The sequence below is a fragment of the Mesorhizobium sp. B2-2-3 genome, from assembly GCF_006442405.1.
Taxonomy (GTDB): domain Bacteria; phylum Pseudomonadota; class Alphaproteobacteria; order Rhizobiales; family Rhizobiaceae; genus Mesorhizobium.
This window is the reverse complement of sequence record NZ_VFWC01000004.1, coordinates 111379-131275: the sequence shown is the minus strand read 5'-3', so window position 1 is coordinate 131275 and position 19897 is coordinate 111379. Positions and strand designations below refer to the sequence as shown.

The 19897-nt window shown below is 64.3% G+C and carries 15 protein-coding genes; 9 read left to right on the top strand and 6 right to left on the bottom strand.

The genetic code is table 11. The features are described 5' to 3' along the window. The 5 genes from FJ951_RS09215 to ftsZ form a co-directional block, all read right to left on the bottom strand. The gene (locus tag FJ951_RS09215; protein WP_140497759.1) at positions 1-858 is read right to left on the bottom strand and encodes a carbohydrate ABC transporter permease; all 858 of its coding nucleotides are present in this window, start codon (positions 856-858) and stop codon (positions 1-3) included. A gap of 12 nt (positions 859-870) precedes the next feature. Next, entirely contained in the window at positions 871-1794 is a 924-nt protein-coding gene (locus FJ951_RS09210; protein WP_013896837.1) for a sugar ABC transporter permease, read from the bottom strand. Positions 1795-1954: 160 nt separating this feature from the next. Further along, positions 1955-3400 carry an extracellular solute-binding protein gene (locus FJ951_RS09205; protein ID WP_140497757.1) on the bottom strand — a complete coding sequence of 482 codons (1446 nt, stop codon included), beginning with the start codon at positions 3398-3400 and terminating at the stop codon, positions 1955-1957. A gap of 45 nt (positions 3401-3445) precedes the next feature. Continuing rightward, positions 3446-4420 carry a sugar-binding transcriptional regulator gene (locus FJ951_RS09200; protein ID WP_181165158.1) on the bottom strand — a complete coding sequence of 325 codons (975 nt, stop codon included), beginning with the start codon at positions 4418-4420 and terminating at the stop codon, positions 3446-3448. Positions 4421-4779: 359 nt separating this feature from the next. Then, positions 4780-5817 carry a cell division protein FtsZ gene (ftsZ, locus tag FJ951_RS09195; RefSeq protein ID WP_140497755.1) on the bottom strand — a complete coding sequence of 346 codons (1038 nt, stop codon included), beginning with the start codon at positions 5815-5817 and terminating at the stop codon, positions 4780-4782. A 474-nt stretch (positions 5818-6291) separates the two neighbouring features. Between ftsZ and FJ951_RS09190 the strand changes: the two genes are divergently transcribed. From FJ951_RS09190 to fhuB, 5 genes are all read left to right on the top strand, one after another. Then, positions 6292-7647: a glutamine synthetase family protein gene (locus tag FJ951_RS09190; RefSeq protein WP_140514618.1), complete on the top strand. Its 1356-nt coding sequence runs from the start codon at positions 6292-6294 to the stop codon at positions 7645-7647. Between the two features lie 125 nt (positions 7648-7772). Beyond that, positions 7773-8657 carry an AraC family transcriptional regulator gene (locus FJ951_RS09185; RefSeq protein ID WP_181171738.1) on the top strand — a complete coding sequence of 295 codons (885 nt, stop codon included), beginning with the start codon at positions 7773-7775 and terminating at the stop codon, positions 8655-8657. A 136-nt stretch (positions 8658-8793) separates the two neighbouring features. After that, entirely contained in the window at positions 8794-10983 is a 2190-nt protein-coding gene (locus tag FJ951_RS09180; protein WP_140497750.1) for a TonB-dependent siderophore receptor, read from the top strand. Between the two features lie 49 nt (positions 10984-11032). Next, the gene (locus FJ951_RS09175) at positions 11033-11881 is read left to right on the top strand and encodes an ABC transporter substrate-binding protein (RefSeq protein WP_246670980.1); all 849 of its coding nucleotides are present in this window, start codon (positions 11033-11035) and stop codon (positions 11879-11881) included. Positions 11882-11892: 11 nt separating this feature from the next. Next, a complete protein-coding gene (gene fhuB / locus FJ951_RS09170) occupies positions 11893-13887 on the top strand; it encodes a Fe(3+)-hydroxamate ABC transporter permease FhuB (protein WP_210239742.1) in 1995 nt (664 codons plus the stop codon). Positions 13888-13902: 15 nt separating this feature from the next. Here fhuB and FJ951_RS09165 read toward each other — a convergent pair whose 3' ends face one another. Then, a complete protein-coding gene (locus FJ951_RS09165) occupies positions 13903-14763 on the bottom strand; it encodes a MurR/RpiR family transcriptional regulator (RefSeq protein WP_140514614.1) in 861 nt (286 codons plus the stop codon). Positions 14764-14932: 169 nt separating this feature from the next. On the opposite strand from FJ951_RS09165, the gene murA reads away from it, so the two are divergent. The 4 genes from murA to FJ951_RS09145 all read left to right on the top strand — a co-directional run bounded on the left by murA (position 14933) and on the right by FJ951_RS09145 (position 19818). Continuing rightward, on the top strand, positions 14933-16189 hold the full coding sequence (murA, locus tag FJ951_RS09160; protein WP_140514612.1) for a UDP-N-acetylglucosamine 1-carboxyvinyltransferase: 1257 nt from the start codon (positions 14933-14935) through the stop codon (positions 16187-16189). Further along, positions 16186-17070 (top strand): N-acetylglucosamine kinase, encoded by an 885-nt coding sequence (locus FJ951_RS09155; protein ID WP_140497741.1) that lies wholly within the window; start codon positions 16186-16188, stop codon positions 17068-17070. Before murA ends, FJ951_RS09155 begins: the two co-directional genes overlap by 4 nt. A gap of 160 nt (positions 17071-17230) precedes the next feature. Beyond that, positions 17231-18163, top strand: a complete 933-nt coding sequence (gene murQ, locus FJ951_RS09150; RefSeq protein ID WP_140497739.1) for an N-acetylmuramic acid 6-phosphate etherase — start codon at positions 17231-17233, stop codon at positions 18161-18163. Positions 18164-18303: 140 nt separating this feature from the next. Next, positions 18304-19818, top strand: a complete 1515-nt coding sequence (locus FJ951_RS09145; RefSeq protein ID WP_140514610.1) for an ABC transporter substrate-binding protein — start codon at positions 18304-18306, stop codon at positions 19816-19818. The last annotated feature ends 79 nt before the right edge of the window (positions 19819-19897 follow it).

The window sequence follows — 19897 nt, the reverse complement described above, 5'->3', positions numbered from 1 at the left end:
CTACCCCTTCACCGCGCCGAGCGACAGGCCTTCGACCAGATAGCGCTGTGCATAGAGGGCGAGCGCCAGCGTCGGCGTGATCGACAGGACGATGGCCGCCGAGATCTGGCCGTACTGGATGCCCGAGGAGGTGATGAAGGCGAGCGCGCCGACCGTCACCGGCTGCTTGTCGGCCGAGGCCAGCACCAGCGCGAAGACGAAATTGTTCCAGGCGAAGATGAAGGCAAGCAGGCCGGCAGCGGCGATGCCGGGGCCGGCGAGCGGCAGCGCGATCTTGCGGAAGGTGGCAAACCAGGAATGGCCGCCGATGCGATAGGCATATTCGATGTCGGCCGGAATATCCTCGAAATAGCCGCGCACGATCCACAGGATCAGCGGCAGGCAGATCAGCTGGTAGACCCAGATCAGCCCGATATAGGTGTTGGCCAGCCCGAGCTTCTGGAAATAGAGCGTGAGCGGCAACAGCACCAGCAGGGCCGGCGCGAACCTGAACGACAGCAGCGTGAAGGCGATGTCCTCCGAGCCGCGGAACTTGTGCCGCGCGAAGGCGTAGGCCGCCGGGACGCCGAGCAGCAGCGAGACCGCCACCGAGGTCACCGACAGGAACACCGAATTCCACAGGTTGCGCATGAAGGCGATGTCGAGCGTGCCGGCGGCGGTCGTCAGCTTGCCGGTGATCAGCGCTGTGTAATTGGCAAGCGTCGGCTCGAAGACCAGCTGCGGCGGAATGCGCAGGATGGTCTCGTTGGTCTGGAACGACATCATCAGGATCCAGACGATCGGGAACATGAAGAAGATCACGACCAGCGTGAGTGCCGCGCCGCGCAGGGTGCGTTCAAGCAAGGAGGTGTGTTCCATGGCTGCCTCCTCCTATGCCTGGCCACGGGCGCGCTCGCGCAGCCTGAGCCAGTTCTTGATGAAGATGTTGGAGAGGAAATAGGTGATCGCCCACAGGATGATCATCAGCGCCGCCGAGCGGCCGACATTGGTCGACTGGAAGAAGTTGAGATAGGCCTCGACCTGGAAGACGGTCAGCGTGTCGCCCGGTCCTCCTTGCGTCATGGCGTAGATGATGTCGAACTGCTGGATGGAATCGAGCAGGCGGAACAAAGTCGCCGTCAGGATATACGGCGTCAGCATCGGCAGCGTGATGCGGAAGAAGACGAAGCTCCTCGGCACGCCATCGAGGGCCGCGGCCTCGAAGGGCTGCGTCGGCAGGCTGCGCAGGCCGGCAAGCAGCAGGATCATGATGAAGGGCGTGTAGACCCAGATATCGACGAGAACGACGGTGAACAAAGCCGTCGACGGCGACGAGGCCCAGCGGAAGTCCTGTAAGCCGATGAGGCTGGCAAGATAGCTCAGCACGCCGAAGCCGGGATTGGTCATCAGCTTCCACATCAGCGCGGCCAGTGCCGGCGCCGTCATCAGCGGCATCAGCAGCATGATCGAGATGAAGTTGTTCAGGGTCGAGCGCTTCTGCAAAAGCAGCGCGATGGCGAGGCCGAGAAGCAGTTCCAGCACCACCGTGGTGCCGGCATAGAGCAGCGAGATCTTGAGCGTGTTCCAGAACTTCGGATCGGTGAAGAAGGAGATATAGTTGTCGCCCCAGTTGAACTGCCGCGCCCAGGGCTGGCTCAGCCGATAGCGCTGGAAGGAATAGACGACCGAGGTCAGGAACGGAATCAGGATGCCGATGCAGACCAGCAGAGCCGGCAGGCTGAGCACGTAGGGCAGCACTCTCTTGCTGATCCTGAAGCCCGAGGGCTTGGGCCTTTGCGATACCACCGCAGTCATCGTGCTGCTCCGTTGTCCCTGTCGCTCCGCCCTGCCGGCCGCCCAAGGGAGCAAGGCGGCCGGTCGGGCGAATTGGCGGCCACCTTACGGCCCCGCGTCGCAATCTTGAAAAGGTCAGGTGAGGACCGGCCTGCCAAGGCTGGCCGGTCCTCTGTTACATCTAGCCGAGGCCGGCTTCCTTGAGCTGGCCGTTGATGCTTTCGGCCAGCTTGTCGAGACCCTCGTCCACCGGCACTTCCTTGGCCACCATCTTTTGCAGCGTCGCCGCCCATTCGGTGGTGAGATCGAAGAACAGCGGCTGCGCCGTGAACTTGATCGAGGCGCCCGGCGCCGAGGCGTCGAACATTTCGACATAACCGGGATAGCTCTTGTTCAGCTTCTCGCGGAACGTCTCATCCTTCCAGACCGACTGGCGGACCGGATTGACGAAATCCATCTTGGTGGCGCCGAACAGAGCATGCTCGGGTCCGGAGGCCCACTGCATGAAGTACCACGTGGCGTCCTTGTCCTTGGAGAAGTTGGACATCGACAGCGACCAGATCCAGATGTTCGGCGTTGGCGCCTTGGCCTCCGGGTTGGCCTTGAAGGCGGCAAAGGCAAGCTTGCCGGCCATCTTGTTGTCGCCGCCATTCATGAAGTAGCCGAGGATGTCGGCGTCGAAGATCATCGCCGAGGCGCCGGCGCCGAGATCGGCGCCGACCTGGTACCAGGTGTAGGTCGACCAGTCCTTCGGACCGCTTTCCTGGATCATCTGCACCCATTGCTTGTGGAAAGCCTTGGACTGGGCGGTGTTCATGGCGGCCGACAATTTGCCGTCGGCCGACACGTTCAGGTCCTTCTGGTCGAAATTGGCGTAGGCCGAAAGGAAACCCGGATGGATCGTCGCCCAGGAGCGCGACCCGCGCACGCCAATGCCGTAGACGCCGCCGCCGACATCCTTGGTGAGCTTGGCGGCCGCGGCCACCATCTCGTCCATATTGCCGGGAACCTTGACGCCTGCCTTGTCGAACATCCCCTTGTTGTAGGTGATGTTGTTTTGTTCGAAGCCCCACGGAATGCACCATTGCTTGGCGTCTTCGGACCCCAGGGCCCCGCCCGGCTTGCCGTTCCAGGCGCAGGAGTTCTTGACGCCGGGCAGGAAGTCATCCCAGGCATAGTTGGGGTTGGTCTTGGCCGGATCCTTGATCCATTCATTGAGGTCGGTGATCCAGCCGGCTGGGCCGTAGGTCCAGGTCATATAGGCGCCGGTCATGAAGGCATCGTATTCGGGCGAGCTCGCCGACAACGCGGCCGTGACCTTGTCGAAATAGACGTCTTCCGGGAACACGTCGTAGACGACATTCATGCCGGTCAACTGCTTGAAGTTTTCGAGGTTGGCGATCATCGCATCCGCATAGGGATGCTTGTTGAGCAGGAGCTTGATGGTCTTGCCCTGGTGCGCCTTCCAGTCGAAGTCGGCGGCCAGCGCCCGGGTCTGCCCAAGATTGAGCAGCGTACCGGCCGTGCCGGCGGCAAGGCCCATCGCACCCAGGCCCTTGATCAGCCCACGACGGTCGACTTGTCCGCGCAGGAAAGCGTCAATGAGGTCTTTCTCTTTCTCATGCATTTGGTCTTCTCCTCCACAGGGTAGTTTTAACTGAACCGACGCCGGCTACCCGACTGGCGTCTCCTCCACGAGCGATCGCGCTGTCCGCTCATCAGTTATCAGGCCCTTGAGATAGCGGCCCTCCAGCACCGCTTTGACGGCTCGAACCTTGACCTTGCCGCCGGCGACCGCGACGATCCGGCGGCTGGCGATGTCCTCGCGCGCCAGCGCCAGCGCCCGATTGGAAAGGGTTGTCGCCACCGCTTTGCCGGCATCGTCGAAGAAATGGCCGAGCAATTCGCCGACGCCGCCATTGCGGCGGATCTCCTCCATCTCGCCCTTCTCGATCATGCCGGTGGCGACGAGCGAGGCTTCGCGTTCGGCCGTGCCGATGCCGGCAAACAAAAGGTCGGCGGATCTTGCGAGATCGAAAACCTCGCTGATGCCCTTCTGTCCCAGCAACACCGCGCGGTCGTCCACCGTGTTGGCGAACATTGGCACCGGCATCACATAGGCTTCGGCGCCGGTGCGCTCGGCGAGGCGGTGAATGACGTCATGCGGGTTGGCCGAGAACTTCCGCGTCAAGCCGCCGAGCAGCGAAACGAAGCGGATCTTGTCTGTCGAGCTGCGCGGCAGGTATTCCACGCAGGCGGCGAGCGTGCGGCCATGGCCGACGCCGATCAGCGCCTGCTCGCCGCGTTCGATCTCACGCTTGAGGAATTGCGCGCCGGCGATGCCGAGCGCCTTGAGCGGCAACTCCTCGGAATCGAAATCGGGAACCACCTCGCAATAATCGAGGCCGTAGCGGCGCGACAGCTCGTCCTCGAGCTCGACGCATTCCGAGACTTCGCCGTCGATATAGACCTTCACCAGCCCTTCCTGATTGGCCTTGGTGATCAGGCGGTGGGCCTTGAGGCTGGTCAGCCCGAGGCGCTTGGCAACCTCGGATTGGGTCAGGCCGCCGGCGTAATGAAGCCAGGCGGCGCGTGCCGCCATGCCGGTTTCATCATCGCGCAAGAGGCCGTTTCCAAATCCAACCACGTTCCGCCCTCTGATATTTTTTTCAGTTTCTGCAAAATTTTTCACATGGACGCATCGGAGTCAAGCGCCAAGCGCCTGCAAACGCTGATTTTCAACGAGAATGGACGAGCGAACACCGGGCGTGGCACCGGTCAGGGTCACAGCGGCAGCGAAAGAAAGCGGTGTCGACTTACGTTTCGCACAGGAACTCGATCACCATCGTCGCCGTCCAGGCGAAGCGGCGGCGCCCAGCATTCGCCGGTGAGCGGATCGCACCATTCGGCAAGCCGCTTTCGGGTGATCAGGTCCAGGCTGAACTTGGTGGTGCGCCGGCGACGTCGAGGTGCCCGGCAGCGGCCAAGGCCGCCGGCGAGCAGCGCCTATTGCAACGTCCGCGCCGCGAATGGCATGGAATGGTCGTGCGCCATGCCGGCATCGGCATCTTCCACGCCGAGCCCGCGGTCGAGGCCGGTGGCCACCACCGAAACCCTGAACCGGCCTTCCATGCTCTTGTCGAAGATGGCGCCGACGATGATGTCGGCGTCTTCATAGACCTCTTCACGGATTCTCGTGGCGGCCTCGTCCACCTCGAACAGGGTCATGTCGCGGCCGCCGGAAATCGAGACCAGCACGCCCTTGGCGCCCTTCATCGACATTTCGTCCAGCAGCGGGTTGGCGATGGCGGCTTCCGCCGCCTTCATCGCCCGGCTATCGCCTGACGCCTCGCCGGTTCCCATCATGGCGCGGCCCATGCCGCGCATCACCGATTTGACGTCGGCGAAGTCGAGGTTGATCAGGCCTTCCTTGACGATGAGATCGGTGATGCAGCTGACGCCGGCATAGAGCACCCGGTCGGCGATGACGAAGGCATCGGCGAATGTGGTCTTGGCGTCGGCGATCCGGAACAGGTTCTGGTTGGGGATGACGATCACGGTGTCGGCGCTTTCGCGCAGCCGCTCGATGCCCTCTTCGGCCATCTGCATGCGGCGCCTGCCCTCGAAAGTGAACGGCTTGGTGACGACGCCGACCGTCAGGATGCCTGCCTTGCGCGCCGCCTGGGCGATGACCGGCGCGGCGCCGGTTCCGGTGCCGCCGCCCATTCCGGCGGTGACGAAGCACATGTGGGTGCCGGCCAGATGGTCCATGATCTCGTCCAGCGATTCCTCGGCCGCGGCGCGGCCGATCTCGGGAAGCGATCCGGCGCCCAGCCCTTCGGTCACATGCGCGCCGAGTTGGATCAGCCGCGTCGCCTTGGACATGGTGAGCGCCTGTGCATCTGTGTTGGCGGCAATGAATTCGGTGCCCTGAAGCTGCTCGGCGATCATGTTGTTGATGGCGTTGCCGCCGCCGCCGCCGACGCCGACAACGGTGATCTTGGGTCTCATCTCGGAGATCTCGGGCTTCTTGAACTCGGCCATGCGTCTTCTCCTTCGCCAGTCGCTCGCGCTTCACGCCCCGCCAGATCGATCACACCGCAAAACGGCAATCGACGCAGAGCGGCGTGACGAATCAGTCCGCTCGGATGGGTGTCCCAAAAAGCCAGAGAGCGGCCAGAGGTGCAAGTGCGGGGAAGGTCAAGATTTGTGATAGGGACGTTTCATATCCCCACGACGGCCGCGCATGCCCGAGAGTGATGCCGGCATCCCGGCTTCACCCTGCGCGCGCCAAGCCCGATGCCGAGCCTTGGCTTTCCACGCTCTTGCCTCTATGTTTCGGTCGCAGATCGCGCAACTGGTTTTGAAATGCCTCCCGACATCCCAGCTAATGACTTGAATAAATAGGGAAACATCCGGCTGCGGCCAGATATGGATCCCGAAAACTCACAAGCCATTTTTACCAGGGACAGCGCGGCCGATCAGGGCTCGGGCACCTTCGAAACCAGAGGTTGGAAATTGGGCGATGCAATTGCGGACGTTCTGAGCTGGCTTGAGAGCCGAAACGACATCCAGAGCCTGAGGGCCGCGGTGTGCGACCTCAACGGCATCATGCGGGGAAAGCGCATCCCCGTCGAGCAGGCGCGCAAGGCACTGGAGGGCAAGCTGCGCATGCCCTATTCGCTGATCGGGCTGGACATCTGGGGCGAGGATATCGAAGGCAACGCGCTGGTGTTCTCGACCGGCGACGCAGACGGATTGTGCCAATGGACCGGCCGCGGCATCCTTCCGGTGAACTGGACGGCGCATCCGACCGCCCTCATCCCGCTCTGGCTCGCCGACGAAGGCGGCGCACCGTATCTCGGGGATCCCCGGCGGGCACTGGCCCGTATCCTCGACCGCTACAAGGCTTTGGGCCTGACGCCTGTGGCCGCCACCGAGCTCGAATTCTATCTTGTCGACCCGCAATCGCAGCGACCGGTCGGGCCTGTCTCGCCGGTCACCGGGCGGCGTCTGGATTCCGACGCGGCACTGTCAATCGACGAGATCGACGACTTCGAGGCCTTCATCCACGACATCTACGAAGCCTGCCGAGCACAAGGCATTCCCGTCGATACCGCCATTGCCGAGAACGGCGTCGGCCAGTTCGAAATCAATTTGAACCATGTCGCGGACGCGCTGCGGGCGGCCGACGACGCCGTCCTGTTCAAGCGCACGGTGAAGGGCATTGCCCGCAAGCACGGCTTTGCCGCCTGCTTCATGGCCAAGCCTTATGGCGACCGAGCCGGCAACGGCTTCCACGTCCATTTCAGCCTTGTCGACGCCAACGGGCGCAACGTCTTCGACGACGGCACCGACCAGGGCTCCGGCATTATGCGCCACGCTGTCGGCGGACTGCTGGCGGCGATGGCCGAGAGCACGCTGGTGTTCGCGCCGCATTTCAACTCCTACCGCAGGCTCCGGCCGAGATCCTACGCGCCGACCGCCGTCGCCTGGGGTTACGAGAACCGCATGGTCGCGATCCGCATTCCCGGCGGCCCGACTGGTGCGCGCCGGATCGAGCATCGCGTGTCGGGAGCGGACGCCAATCCCTATCTTGTGCTTGCCGCCATACTGGGCGCGGCACTGGTCGGCATCGAAAGGCAGATGTCACCGGGCGACCCAACCGGGAATGATGGGCAAGGCCTTGCCCCGGCCAAGTTGCCGCCGGACTGGGCATCCGCGATCGCGGCCTTTGAAAGCGGGACGCATGTGGCGGAGATCTTCCCGGCGATCCTGCGCCACTCTTTCATCGCCTGCAAACGCCAGGAACTGAATACATTCGCGCTCAACGTCAGCGACTTCGAGATCGAGACCTATCTCGAAAGCGTCTGAGGCTGCGCTGACCGACAGCAGCGGCGTCGGTTCAGCACGACCTTCGAACGCAAGGGCTTGCGGTGCTGTCGCTGACCGGGCATAAACATGATCTTCAATCATGTTTATGCCCGGGATAAGCAGAATTGACCTTCGTCGCGCGCATGGAGAGCCGGATTCAGGGATTTGCCGTGATCGGCGAGCTGAAATGGCACGTCTGGGACGGCGTCGTCGCCGACCTCTGGGATGTCTCATGCGGTGACAATGCCGAGGGTTATTACGTCTCTCCCGACCCCCGGCTGTTCGTCGCTCTCGATATCGACGGCGACGGTGCCTTCGTCGTCGAAGGCGCCCAGGGCGAACCGCGCCGCCACAACCAGGCGTTTTCCGCAGCCTATATACCGGCCGGGGTGCCGATCCGCGGCCGCGTCGAGGGACTCAAACGGATCAGGCATCTCGACCTGCATTTCGACGCCGCGACACTGACCCGCCGCTTCGGCCGCAGCCTCGATCGCGATGCCTTGCAGATCTCGCGCCTCCAGTTTCGCGATGATCGGATCGCCACGCTTGCCGGCCTTATCGCCGCTGAATGCGGCAGCGAGTGGAACCTGCATGATCTTTATGGCGAAGGTCTGCTCAACGCCTTGTTCGCATGCCTTTTCCAGATAGACCGGCCAAGTGCCGCCAGGCGCCGGTCGCCCCTGCCCCGCCGCAAACTGCGCCTCGTCACGGATTACATCGACGCCCACTGCCTGGACAGGATCCGCCTTGCTGATCTTGCCGCGCTGACCGGCCTGTCCGAAACCGCGATGAGCCATGCCTTCAAGGCAGCAACGGGCGTGCCGCCGCATCGCTGGCAGATGCAGGCGCGGATCGACAGGGCAAAGGCGATGATGGCGCATGAGGCTGCCTCGCTTGGCGACATCGCGCAGGCCACCGGCTTCTTCGACCAGGCGCACCTTACCCGCGTGTTCAAGTCCGTGGTCGGATTGACCCCGGGTGCGTGGATGAAGAGCGCCGGCCGCCGGTGACATTTCCGCAACACGGCACCGCGATATCAGTGGTTTGGACAAGAATGGACAAGCCGCCCAAATCAGTCCAATGACCCGTTGATAAGTTGAGGTAAATCATCAAGTATCTCAACGACGACAGACGGGGACTTTCCTGATGAGCAGAATTTACCGGATCAAGGCGCTTCTGGCGGCTGGCGTCGCCGCTGCCGCGACGATCCCGCCAATGCCGGCGTTCGCGCAGACGGCGCAATCCAGCACCCAGCTCGAACCGGTCGTTGTCGAGGGCGAGGCCGGAGACAGCGCGACCGGGCCGGTCGACGGCGTCGTCGCCAAGACAACCAGAACCGGCTCCAAGACGGCGACCGACATCAAGGAGGTCCCGCAATCCGTCTCGGTGGTCGGACGGCAGGAGATCGAGGATCAGGGTGCACAGAAAGCTGACGAGGCGCTGCGCTACACCGCCGGCCTCTTTGCGCAGCCTTTCGGTCCCGACAGCGACACCAACTGGATGTACATTCGCGGCTTCGATGCAACGGCCACCGGCACCTACATGGATGGCCTCCAGCTGTTCAGTTATGGTTTCGGCGGTTTCTATGTCGACAGCTTCGGCCTTGAGCGCATCGAAGTGCTGAAGGGGCCGGCCTCGGTGCTTTATGGCGGCAGCAATCCGGGCGGCCTGGTCAACTATGTCAGCAAGCGCCCGGATTTCGAACGCACGCGCTATGTCGAAACCGGCATCAACGATGCCGGCAATGTCTATCTCGGCTTCGACATCGGCGATGTCGCCAGCAACGGCACGGTCAGCTACCGGATGACGGGCAAGGTCGCCGGCGGCGATACCTACAGCGACCTGCAGAACGGCTGGCGCGGCTTCATCTCGCCGAGCATTAGCTGGAAGCCAGACGAAGCGACCACGCTAACCATACTGGCCAATTACAGCCACATCGACGAGAACCATAATGGCGGCAGCTTCCTGCCCTACGATGGCACCGTGGTCGATCACATTGTCGGCGGCGTGAACTATGGCCGCATCGATCCCGATGCGAACTTCACGGAGCCGAGCATCGATCTCTACAAGCGCGAACAGGGCTCCCTCGGCTACGAGTTCGAGCACACGTTCGACAATGACTGGACCGTTCGCTCCAGCGCCCGTTTCACCGCCGCCGACATCAACGAGGTCAGCGTCTATCCGAACGGCTGGTCAACGATCGGAGGGCCGACCGAGCTGGCGCGGATCAATTTCGATCATGACACCACGGCCAAGACGTTCCTCGCCGACAACCAGATCGAAGGCAAGGTGGCGACCGGAGCGATCGAACATACGATCCTCGCTGGCGTCGATTTCAAATATTACAACATCGACCAGGTACAGTCGTCCGGCCTCTACGATCCCAATTATGACAATCCAATCGACGCTTTCGATCCGGTGTACGGTTCGCCGCTGACACCTCGCGTCAGCTATCTCAATCAGGACCTGACGCAGAAACAGCTTGGCTTCTATGCACAGGATCAAATGCGCTTCGGCGACGGCTGGCTGGTGACGCTGAACGGCCGCTACGACCGTGGCTGGCTCGAAGCCGACAACCGCCCGACCTATTACTCGGCGGGCTCCAGCACGCAGAGCAGCACGGTTGGCGATTTCTCCGGCCGCGCCGGCCTGGCCTATGAGTTTGCCAACGGCGTAACCCCCTATGCCAGCATCGCCACCTTCTTCAATCCGATCATCGGCACCGATGCGATGGGCAATCTGTTCAAGCCGGAAGAGGGCACGCAATACGAAGTCGGCGTGAAATACGTGCCGACTTTTATCGATGGCCTGTTCACCCTGTCGCTGTTCGACCTGACCCGCCAGAACGTGCCGTCGAATGTCACTCCCTTCACCCAGATGCAGACCGGCGAGGTGCGTTCACGCGGCGTCGAACTCGAAGGCAAGGTGAACGTGACGGAGGATTTCCGGGTTACCGGTGCATTCACAGCTTACGACATCGACATCACCAAGGACGCCAACCCGGCGCTCATCGGCAAGACGCCTTTCATCGTGCCGGAAGTGATGGCTTCCGCATCGGTCGATTACACCTTCCGTGGCGACTGGTATGACGGCATCTCGATTGGCGGCGGGTTGCGCTATATCGGCTCCTCATGGGCAGACAATGAGAATACGGCGAAGGTTCCGGCGGTGACGCTGGCCGACCTGAAGCTCGGCTACGAGAAGGAGAACTGGGGCGTCGACCTCAACATCACCAACCTTTTCGACAAGACCTATGTGTCGAGCTGCCAGACAACGCTCACCTGCTCCTACGGCGAAGGCCGCTCCTTCAAGCTGAAGGCGCACACGAGTTGGTAATCATGGACCGAACCCGCCGGCGATGATCCATCCGCCCAACAGACGGCAGGTGCTTGCGCTAACGGCCGCGGCCTTGCTGCCGCCGGTTGCCGGCAGGACTACGACGACAAATGTTGCCGCGATCGATTGGGGCATGCTGGAAACGCTTCTGGCGCTCGGCATCGAGCCGGCGGCGGCGGCCGAACTGATCCAGTTCCGCAGGATTGCGGTCGAGCCTGCAATTCCCCAATCCGTGACCGATCTCGGACTGCGCGGCACGCCCAACTACGAGCTGTTGCGCATCGTCGCGCCGGACCTGATCGTCATCTCCAATTTCTACGAGTACCAACGCCCGATTCTGGAGCGCATCGCGCCGGTGTTCGCGCAAACCGTCTACGAGGCCGGAGTGCCGCCCTACGCACTCGCCGAGGCAGCGACGCTGGCCCTGGGCGAAAAGCTCGGACGACCGGCCGAAGCGAAGCGTTACGTCGACGAAACCGCCGACGACATAGCGCGGCGTCGCGCCGCCATGCCAACCAGGTCCGCACGGCCGGTCTTTGTCATTAGCCTCGGCGACTCCAGGCACTTCCGCGCCTTCGGCCGGGACTCCATGTTCGGTGACGTGCTCACGCGGCTCGGCCTGGTCAATGCCTGGTCCGACGAGACAAGTTACAGCGCGGCAGCACCCGTTGGCCTGGAGGCGCTGGCGCGGGTGCCCGAGGCCTCCATCCTGATCGTCTCGCCCTTGCCGGCGGACGTCGGGCGCTCGCTTCCCACCAATGCCTTGTGGAACGCGCTGCCGGCCGTGCGCCAGGGCCGCGTCGCGGTGCTCGAAGCCATCAACCATTTCGGCTGCCTGCCGTCGGCCCGCCGCTTCGCGCGCCTGGCGACGGCGGCGCTTGCGGGTCATGCTTCGTGACGGAGCGCGCTGTGGCCCGAAGCAAGATACCTCACCGCACCATCGGCGGCGCGCTGTCGCCCATCATCCTGTGGGGCCTGCTCGCGGGGCTGGCCGCACTCTTGTTCGCATGGCGCGTCGGCATGCAGCAGCCGGCATCGGTGCCGGGCGATCTCCGCCATGTCATCCTGTTCTACAGCTCGCTGCCGCGCGCCGTCGTAGCGGTGCTGGCGGGCGCCGTGCTCGGCCTGTCCGGCCTGCTGTTGCAGCATGTGCTGCGCAATCCGCTGGCGGAACCATCGACGCTCGGCATTTCGGGCGGCGCGCAACTGGCGATGACGCTCGCCTCGCTTTACGCGCCGTTGCTGATGGAGCGATCGCAAGGGCTGGTGGCCTTTGCCGGCGGCACCGCCGCTGTGCTGCTGGTGCTGGCGTTGACCTGGCGGCGCGGGCTGGAGCCGGTGTCGGTCGTGCTCGCCGGAATGATGGTGGCGCTGACCGCGAGTTCCGTCAGCGCCGCGCTGATCCTCGCCAATGGCGATTACCTGTTCTCGCTGTTCATCTGGGGCGGCGGGTCGCTGGTGCAGCAGGATTGGCGACCGGCCATCGCGCTGACGATCAGGCTGGCGGCCGGCGCCGCCGCGGCGCTGATGCTGCTGCGGCCGCTGACCATCCTTGGCCTCGACGACGCCTCGGCGCGCGGCCTTGGCGTTGCCCGCCACACCAGCCGCTTTCTCATCATCGCGCTTGCGGTGTGGATGGCAACGACTGTCGCGGCGCAGATCGGCGTCATCGGTTTCGTCGGCCTTGCCGCGCCGGCGCTCGCCACGCTTTCGGGCGCGCGCACCCTGCGGCGGAAGCTGATCGCCGCGCCGCTGATTGGCGCGGTACTGCTGTGGCTGACGGACGGGCTGGTCCAACTGGCCGCCGGCTCCGGCGGCGAGCGTATTCCGACCGGCGCGGGAACCGCGCTTCTGGGCGGCCCACTGCTGCTGTGGCTGTTGCCGAGGCTGCGCATGTTCGAATGGCCGCATCTCGGTTCCAATGGCGCGGCACCGCGCAAGGCTCGCCGGCCATGGCTCATCATCTTCGTCCTGCTTGCGCTCACATTTGCCGCCGCCGCCTTGGCTCTCGTCGTCGGGCGTGGACCGGCAGGGTGGTCGATCGCCGGCTGCGACCTGCTGGCCGATCTCGTCTCCTGGCGCGCGCCGCGTGTCGGCGTGGCCGCGGCCGCCGGCGCGATGCTCGCGGCGGCGGGCGTGGTCATCCAGCGCGTTACCGGCAACCCTCTGGCGAGCCCCGAAGTGCTTGGCGTCGGCACCGGCGCGGGCGCCGGTCTGACCGCCGTGCTGACGGTCAGCGCAACGACCGGGCTCGGCTGGCAGCTCGCCGGCTCGGCCGCGGGCTCACTGGCGGCACTGGCCGCCATGCTGGCCATCGCCGCCAAGGCAAAGTTCGGCGCCGACCGATTGCTGCTTGCCGGCATTGCCATGAGCGCACTGTGCAGCGCGCTGATCACCGCGACGATCGCGATGGGCAATACACAGTCCTATGTGCTGTTGCGCTGGCTGAGCGGTTCGACCGGCCAGGCGACCGCCCTGGACGCAGCCGTTGCACTGGCCTGCCTGTTGCCACTGACGCTGCCGCTTTTTCTTGCCGCGCGCTGGCTGGACATCCTGCCGCTCGGGGCCGACAGCGCGCGCGGACTTGGCGTGCCCGTAGCCGGCGGGCGGCTGATGCTGGTCGTCGTCAGCGCGCTCCTGACCGCGCTGGCCGCTTTGATCGTCGGCCCGTTGAGCTTCGTCGGCCTGATCGCGCCACACCTTGCCCGGCTCCTCGGCTTTTGGCGCGCACGCATTCATCTTGCCGGGGCGATGCTTCTGGGCGCCTTGCTGATGACCATATCGGACTGGCTGTCGCGCATGGCGGCCTTCCCGTACGAACTGCCTGTCGGCCTGTTCGCCTCACTGCTCGGCGGGCCGTATCTCGTCTACCTGCTTGCCAAGGGCGTGCCTCGTCAGGGCTGACGCGGTCCGGGCATGTCAGGAAGACCATTCGGCCTTCAGCACCGAGACCGCCGCCTCGCTGTTGTGGACGTAGTCATTGGCGTCCGGCTGCTTCTGCACCATGAGGATGAACAGAAGGTCGGTCAGAGTCAGCTGCGCATCGCGCGCGGTGATGGACGATGAGCGCGCACGCTCCTCGTCGGCGATGGTGTAGAGGCAGATATCGGCAACGCGGCTCAGCGGATTGTCGTGCAGGCCGGTGACCGCGATCACCATGGTGCCGCGCTTGCGGGCAAGCTCGGCGATGCGCAGAGTTTCGATGCTGGCGCCCGAATGGGAGAGCGCGAACAGCACATCGTCAGGCCCGAGCGTCGAGGCATTGGCCATCTGGATATGGCTGTCGCTGTCATGCAGCACATTGCGGCCAAGCTTCATCAGCTTGTAGGAGAAATCACGCGCCACCAGCGAGGAGGCGCCGACGCCGGCCAGATGTATGCGGCGCGCACCATCCAGCAATTCCAGCGCCCTGGAGATGATCCGCTCGCTGTTGGCGGCGACGGTCCGCTCCATCGACAGAAGCTTGCTGCCGATCAGCTTCTTCAAGATGACCTGATAGCCGTCGCCGACTTCGATCGAACCGTGGATCATACCGGCCGGCACCTGCCATTCCCGCGCCTTGGCTTCGCTGACGGCGAGCTTGAGCTCCTGGTAGCTGGCATAGCCGAGCTTCTGGCTGAATTTGACGACGCTCGACTGGCTGCGCCCGATCTCAGCCGCAAGAGCAGCCGTCGACAGCCGCAGCATCTCCTCGGGATTTTCGACGATGTACTGGCCGATCTCACGATCGCCGGGCGCCATGCCGTCGAGCTTGGCATTGATCCTGTTCAGAACGGACATGATCCCCCTTGCGCTTTGGCGTCCAGCCGCACGGCCAAGGAATAATTTATTCCAATTTCGATTGACAGCCAAGAACGCGGAATTAATTCTTAAGCGGGCCGGATTGAGCTCGGGAACAGCTTTCGAGAGCGCCGCGCCCGGACGCGGCCCGGCGCACAAGGTTTCAGCCATGGACAGACTGCGCATCGTCGGCGGGCAAAGACTGCAAGGCGCGGTCACCATATCGGGCGCCAAGAACGCCGCTCTGCCGCAGATCGCGGCGGCGCTGCTAAGCCCCTACCCGCTCGAACTGACCAACCTGCCCGATGTGACCGACGTCGAGAACATGCTCGGCGTGGTGCGGCTGCACGGCGCCGAGGTGACGCGATCGGCCCATGCCGCGACGATCGACACCCGTGCCGCCGTTTCCAGGGAGACGTCCTACGACACCGTCAGAAAGATGCGCGCGACGGTGCTGGTGCTGGCGCCGCTGCTCGCCCGTTTCGGCCATGCGCGGGTTTCGCTGCCTGGCGGCTGCGCTATCGGCGCGCGGCCGGTCGACATGCATGTCGCCGCACTCGCGGCGCTGGGCGCCCGCATCGCCATCGAGAACGGGCTGATCGTCGCCTCGGCGCCGAACGGGCTCACCGGCACGCGCATCGTCCTGAGCTCGCCGTCGGTCGGGGCGACGGAAACCGCCATGATGGCGGCGACCACGGCCAAGGGCGAAACCGAAATCCTCAACGCGGCGCGCGAGCCCGAAGTGGCCGACCTCGCGGCTTGCCTCAACGCGATGGGCGCGCGTGTCGAAGGTGCCGGCACACATCGCATCCTGATCGCCGGCGACACGGACTGGCGCGCGGCCAGGCACGACATCATTCCGGACCGGATAGAGGCCGGCACCTATGCCATCGCCGCGGCGATCACCGGCGGGCAACTGGAACTGACGCATGCCCGGCTCGAGCACATGGCCTCGGTGGTGCAACTGCTGGAGGCGACCGGCGTCGGCGTCTGGCCGGGCGACCGCGGGCTCATGGTGTCGCGCGAGCGGCCGCTCAAGGCCGCCGACGTCACGACGGAACCCTATCCGGGCTTTCCGACCGATCTCCAGGCGCAGTTCATGGCGCTGATGTGCTGCGCGCAGGGCGCGTCGCTGCTGCGCGAAACCATTTTCGAGAACCGCTTCATGCATGTTCCCGAACTGATGCGGCTCGGCGCCAACATCAAGCTGCAAGGCACCACCGCGCTGGTGCGCGGCGGCGAGAAACTGCATGGCGCGCAAGTCATGGCCACCGATTTGCGCGCCTCGGTGTCGCTGGTGCTGGCGGCCTTGGTCGCCGAGGGCGAGACGACCATCAACCGGGTCTATCATCTCGACCGTGGCTATGAGCAACTGGACCGCAAGCTGCGTCTGTGCGGCGCCGACATCGAGCGGCTGAGCGCATGAACAACGGCCGCCCCGATTATTTTCTCGGCGTCGACGGCGGCGGGACCGGCTGCCGCGCCCGTATCGAGGACGCCGAAGGGATCGTGCTGGGACAAGGCCTCTCGGGTCCGGCGTCGACGCGGCTCGGCATCGACGCGGCCTGGGCGTCGGTTGCCAAGGCCTTTGGCGCGGCGATCGAGGAGGCAGGGTTCGGCGCGGCCGAGACCACCCGGATCCACGCCGGCATCGGTCTTGCCGGGATCGGCCGCAAGGGCGCGCTGGAGGCGCTGCGGGCGATCGCGCATCCCTTTGCCAGCATCGATTTCGTCAGCGACGGCGTCGCCGCCTGCCTTGGCGCGCATTCGGGCCAGGACGGCGCCATCGTCATCGCCGGCACCGGTTCGATCGGGCTCGGCTTCGTCGAAGGGCGCGACCTGCGCGCCGGAGGCTATGGCTTTCCGATCTCCGACGAAGGCAGCGGCGCCGATTTCGGCTTGAAGGCCGTGCAGCTGGCGTTGCGCGCCCATGACGGCCGGCATGAGCGCACGGCACTGCTGGCGGAAGTCATGCAGCGTTTCGAGAACGACCCGATGCAAGCCGTGGCCTGGATGGACCGCGCCAGCGCCACCGACTATGCGGCCCTGGCGCCGATGGTGATGCGCCACGCCGACCAAGGCGATCCGGCAGGGCGGCGCATCGTGCAAAAGGCCGCCGAACAGATCGACACGCTGGTGAGGGTTCTGGTCGAAAAAGGCGCGCCGCGCGTGGCCCTGCTGGGCGGGCTCGCCAGTCCGCTCGAACCATGGCTCGCACCCGACGTTCGCCGGCGCCTGAAAGCCGCCGATGGCGACGCGGTTTCCGGGGCGATCATTCTTGCCCGCAGGTCACTCGGCAAGCATTAGCGCGGAAGGAATAATTTATTCCATCTTTCCGTTGACGGACCGAATATTGAATTCTAATACGTTAACGAAACGGGGTAGCATAACGAAATACGCGTGTGCCGGAGCCAAAGAGGAACCACTTCCGAACAGGCTGAGCGGCCTGATTTTTGAAAGCACTGGGATGAGCGAGCAAGGTTTGATGTCCGAGCTGGACCGGCTGGTTTCCGAAGGCCGGAATCCGCGGACCATGGACATCGACCTGCTGCCGACGATCGATGTGCTGCGCAAGATCAACGACGAGGACCGGGTGGTTCCGGCAGCGGTCGAAAAGGTGCTGCCGGACATCGCGGCCGCGGTCGAGCGCATCGTCCTCGCCTTCCAGAAAGGCGCTCGGCTTATCTATATGGGCGCCGGCACCAGCGGCCGGCTGGGCGTGCTCGACGCCTCGGAATGTCCGCCCACTTTCGGCGTGCCGGAAGGCATGGTCGTTGGCCTGATCGCCGGCGGGCCCGACGCGCTGGTGCGCTCGACCGAAGGGGCCGAGGATGATCCCAAGATGGGCGCCAGGGCCTTGCAGGACATCAAGCTCACCCCGGACGACGTGGTGGTCGGCATCGCGGTCAGCGGGCGCACGCCCTATGTGATCGGCGGGTTGAATTATGCCAAGCAGGTGGGGGCAACGACGGTCGCCCTGTCCTGCAATCCGGCATCGACCATAGCAGGCATTGCCGACATCGCCATCTCGCCGGTCGTCGGTCCCGAGGTGCTGACCGGCTCGACGCGGCTGAAATCCGGAACGGCGCAGAAGCTGGTGCTCAACATGCTGAGCACGGCCTCGATGATCCGCATCGGCAAGAGCTACCAGAACCTGATGGTGGACCTCAATCCGTCCAACAGGAAACTGGTCGCCAGGGCAACCAGGATCGTGATGCAGACCACAGGCTGCACGGCGGCGCAGGCGCGCCAGGCGCTCGGCCGGACCGGCAACGACGTGAAGCTGGCGATCCTGCTGACCATCACCGGGCTTGAGGTCGAGGAGGCGCGCGCAGCCCTCGCCAAGGCAAGGGGTTTCCTGCGAAAGGCAATCAGCGACGAGACGCATGAAGGCGCTTGAGACCAGACGGCGTGAAGCTGCTTTACACAAGACGGCGCGAAGCCGCATAGACTGGGCCGATGCTCCAAAGCGCGTGTGTCTTGGAAGCGGTCCGCAGAAACTGCAAGGGCATCGGGTTCAAGCAAAGATGGGAGACGAGAATGGTTCACCTCACAAGAAAGCTGCTGTCGGGCGTCACGCTCGCAGCCATGCTCGGCATCGCCACGGTCTCGACGCAGGCGGCGACGCTGCACATGGCCTGGTCGCAGGACGCAACGGGACTTGATCCGCACAAGCAGACGGCCTTTTCCTCGCTGCGGCTCCTGGAGCTGATCTATGAGCCGCTGGTGCGGGTCGATGCCAGCCTGCAGATCATCCCGGCCATCGCCACGTCCTGGGAATTCTCCAAGGACGGCAAGGAGCTGACCTTCAAGCTCGATCCCAAGGCGAAATTCCAGGACGGCGCTGCCGTGACCTCGGCCGACGTCAAGGCGTCTTTCGAGCGCATCCTGGACGAGAAGACAGGCGCCGCCGCCCGCGCCAACTTCCTGTCGATCGCCAGCATCGACACGCCGGACGTTGGAACCGTCGTGTTCCATTTATCGCAGCCCGACGCGCCGATCCTGACGGCGATGAGCGACATCAACGCGGCCATCGTGCCGGCGGCCGAGATCAAGGCCGGCTCGATCGGCACCAAAACGGTCGGCTCCGGCCCGTTCAAGCTCGATAAATGGGACCCCAACGCCAAGGAAGTCTTGAGCGCCAACAAGGAATGGGCCGGCGGCGCGACCGGCGTCGACGGTATCGAAATCAGCGTGCTGCCCGATGAAGCGGCGATCCTCGCCGCCATGCGCACCAAGCAGGTCGATTTCGCGCTGCTCAACGATCCGCTCGTCGCCACGCTGGTGCCGAAGGAGGCTAGCCTGCAACTGAACCGCGCGCCGGTGCTGGCCTATAACGTGCTGCAGCTCAATCCGTCACGCAAGCCGATGACCGAACTCAAGGTGCGCCAGGCGATCTCCTGCGCCATCGACCGGCAGGAGGTTCTGGACACCGCCGCGCTCGGTGAAGGCAAGGTCACCGGACCGCTGACCATCCCAGCACTTGCGACCGATCCAAGCCAGCTCTTCTGCTACAAGCGTGATGTCGAGAAGGCCAAGAAGTTGATGGCGGAGGCAGGCTTTGCCGACGGCTTTTCGGCGACCGTGATCGGCGCCACCGGCGAGCCGCCGACGGCGGCGGCAGAAGCCCAGGTCATCCAATCGCAGCTCGCCGAGATCGGCGTCAAGCTCGACATCAAGATGATGGAGCTCAACGTCTATGTCGACGCCTGGCTGAAGGGCGATTTCGACATGGCGATCGCGCTCAATGGCGGCCGCGCCGACCCCTACACCATGTATAACCGCTACTGGACCAAATCAGGCAATCTGCAGAAGGTGGCCAACTACATCGACGATACGCTGGACAGCCTGATGCAGAAAGGCCGCGCCGAGACCGATCCGGCCAAGCGCAAGGCGATCTTCACCGAGTTCGAGAAGCACCTCGCCGAAGTCTCGCCCTGGATCTGGCTCTACACGTCCTACAGCTATACCGCCCAGCAGAAGAACGTCGCCGGGTTCGTGCCGACGCCGACGGGCACGCTGTTCAGCCTCAGCAAGGTTACCATCCAGCAGTAGCCGTGGGCGGCCCTGGAGACGGATGATTTCAGGTTGAATCGACCTGAAATTTGAATCCGCCTCCAGATCAAAGGGATAG

Coding starts and splice junctions, on each gene's coding strand:
- FJ951_RS09165 (WP_140514614.1), bottom strand. CDS start 14,763: ATGTCCGTTCTGAACAGGATCAATGCCAAGCTCGACGGCATGGCGCCC.
- FJ951_RS09215 (WP_140497759.1), bottom strand. CDS start 858: ATGGAACACACCTCCTTGCTTGAACGCACCCTGCGCGGCGCGGCACTC.
- FJ951_RS09210 (WP_013896837.1), bottom strand. CDS start 1,794: ATGACTGCGGTGGTATCGCAAAGGCCCAAGCCCTCGGGCTTCAGGATC.
- FJ951_RS09180 (WP_140497750.1), top strand. CDS start 8,794: ATGAGCAGAATTTACCGGATCAAGGCGCTTCTGGCGGCTGGCGTCGCC.
- ftsZ (WP_140497755.1), bottom strand. CDS start 5,817: ATGGCCGAGTTCAAGAAGCCCGAGATCTCCGAGATGAGACCCAAGATC.
- murA (WP_140514612.1), top strand. CDS start 14,933: ATGGACAGACTGCGCATCGTCGGCGGGCAAAGACTGCAAGGCGCGGTC.
- FJ951_RS09145 (WP_140514610.1), top strand. CDS start 18,304: ATGGTTCACCTCACAAGAAAGCTGCTGTCGGGCGTCACGCTCGCAGCC.
- FJ951_RS09155 (WP_140497741.1), top strand. CDS start 16,186: ATGAACAACGGCCGCCCCGATTATTTTCTCGGCGTCGACGGCGGCGGG.
- FJ951_RS09205 (WP_140497757.1), bottom strand. CDS start 3,400: ATGCATGAGAAAGAGAAAGACCTCATTGACGCTTTCCTGCGCGGACAA.
- murQ (WP_140497739.1), top strand. CDS start 17,231: ATGAGCGAGCAAGGTTTGATGTCCGAGCTGGACCGGCTGGTTTCCGAA.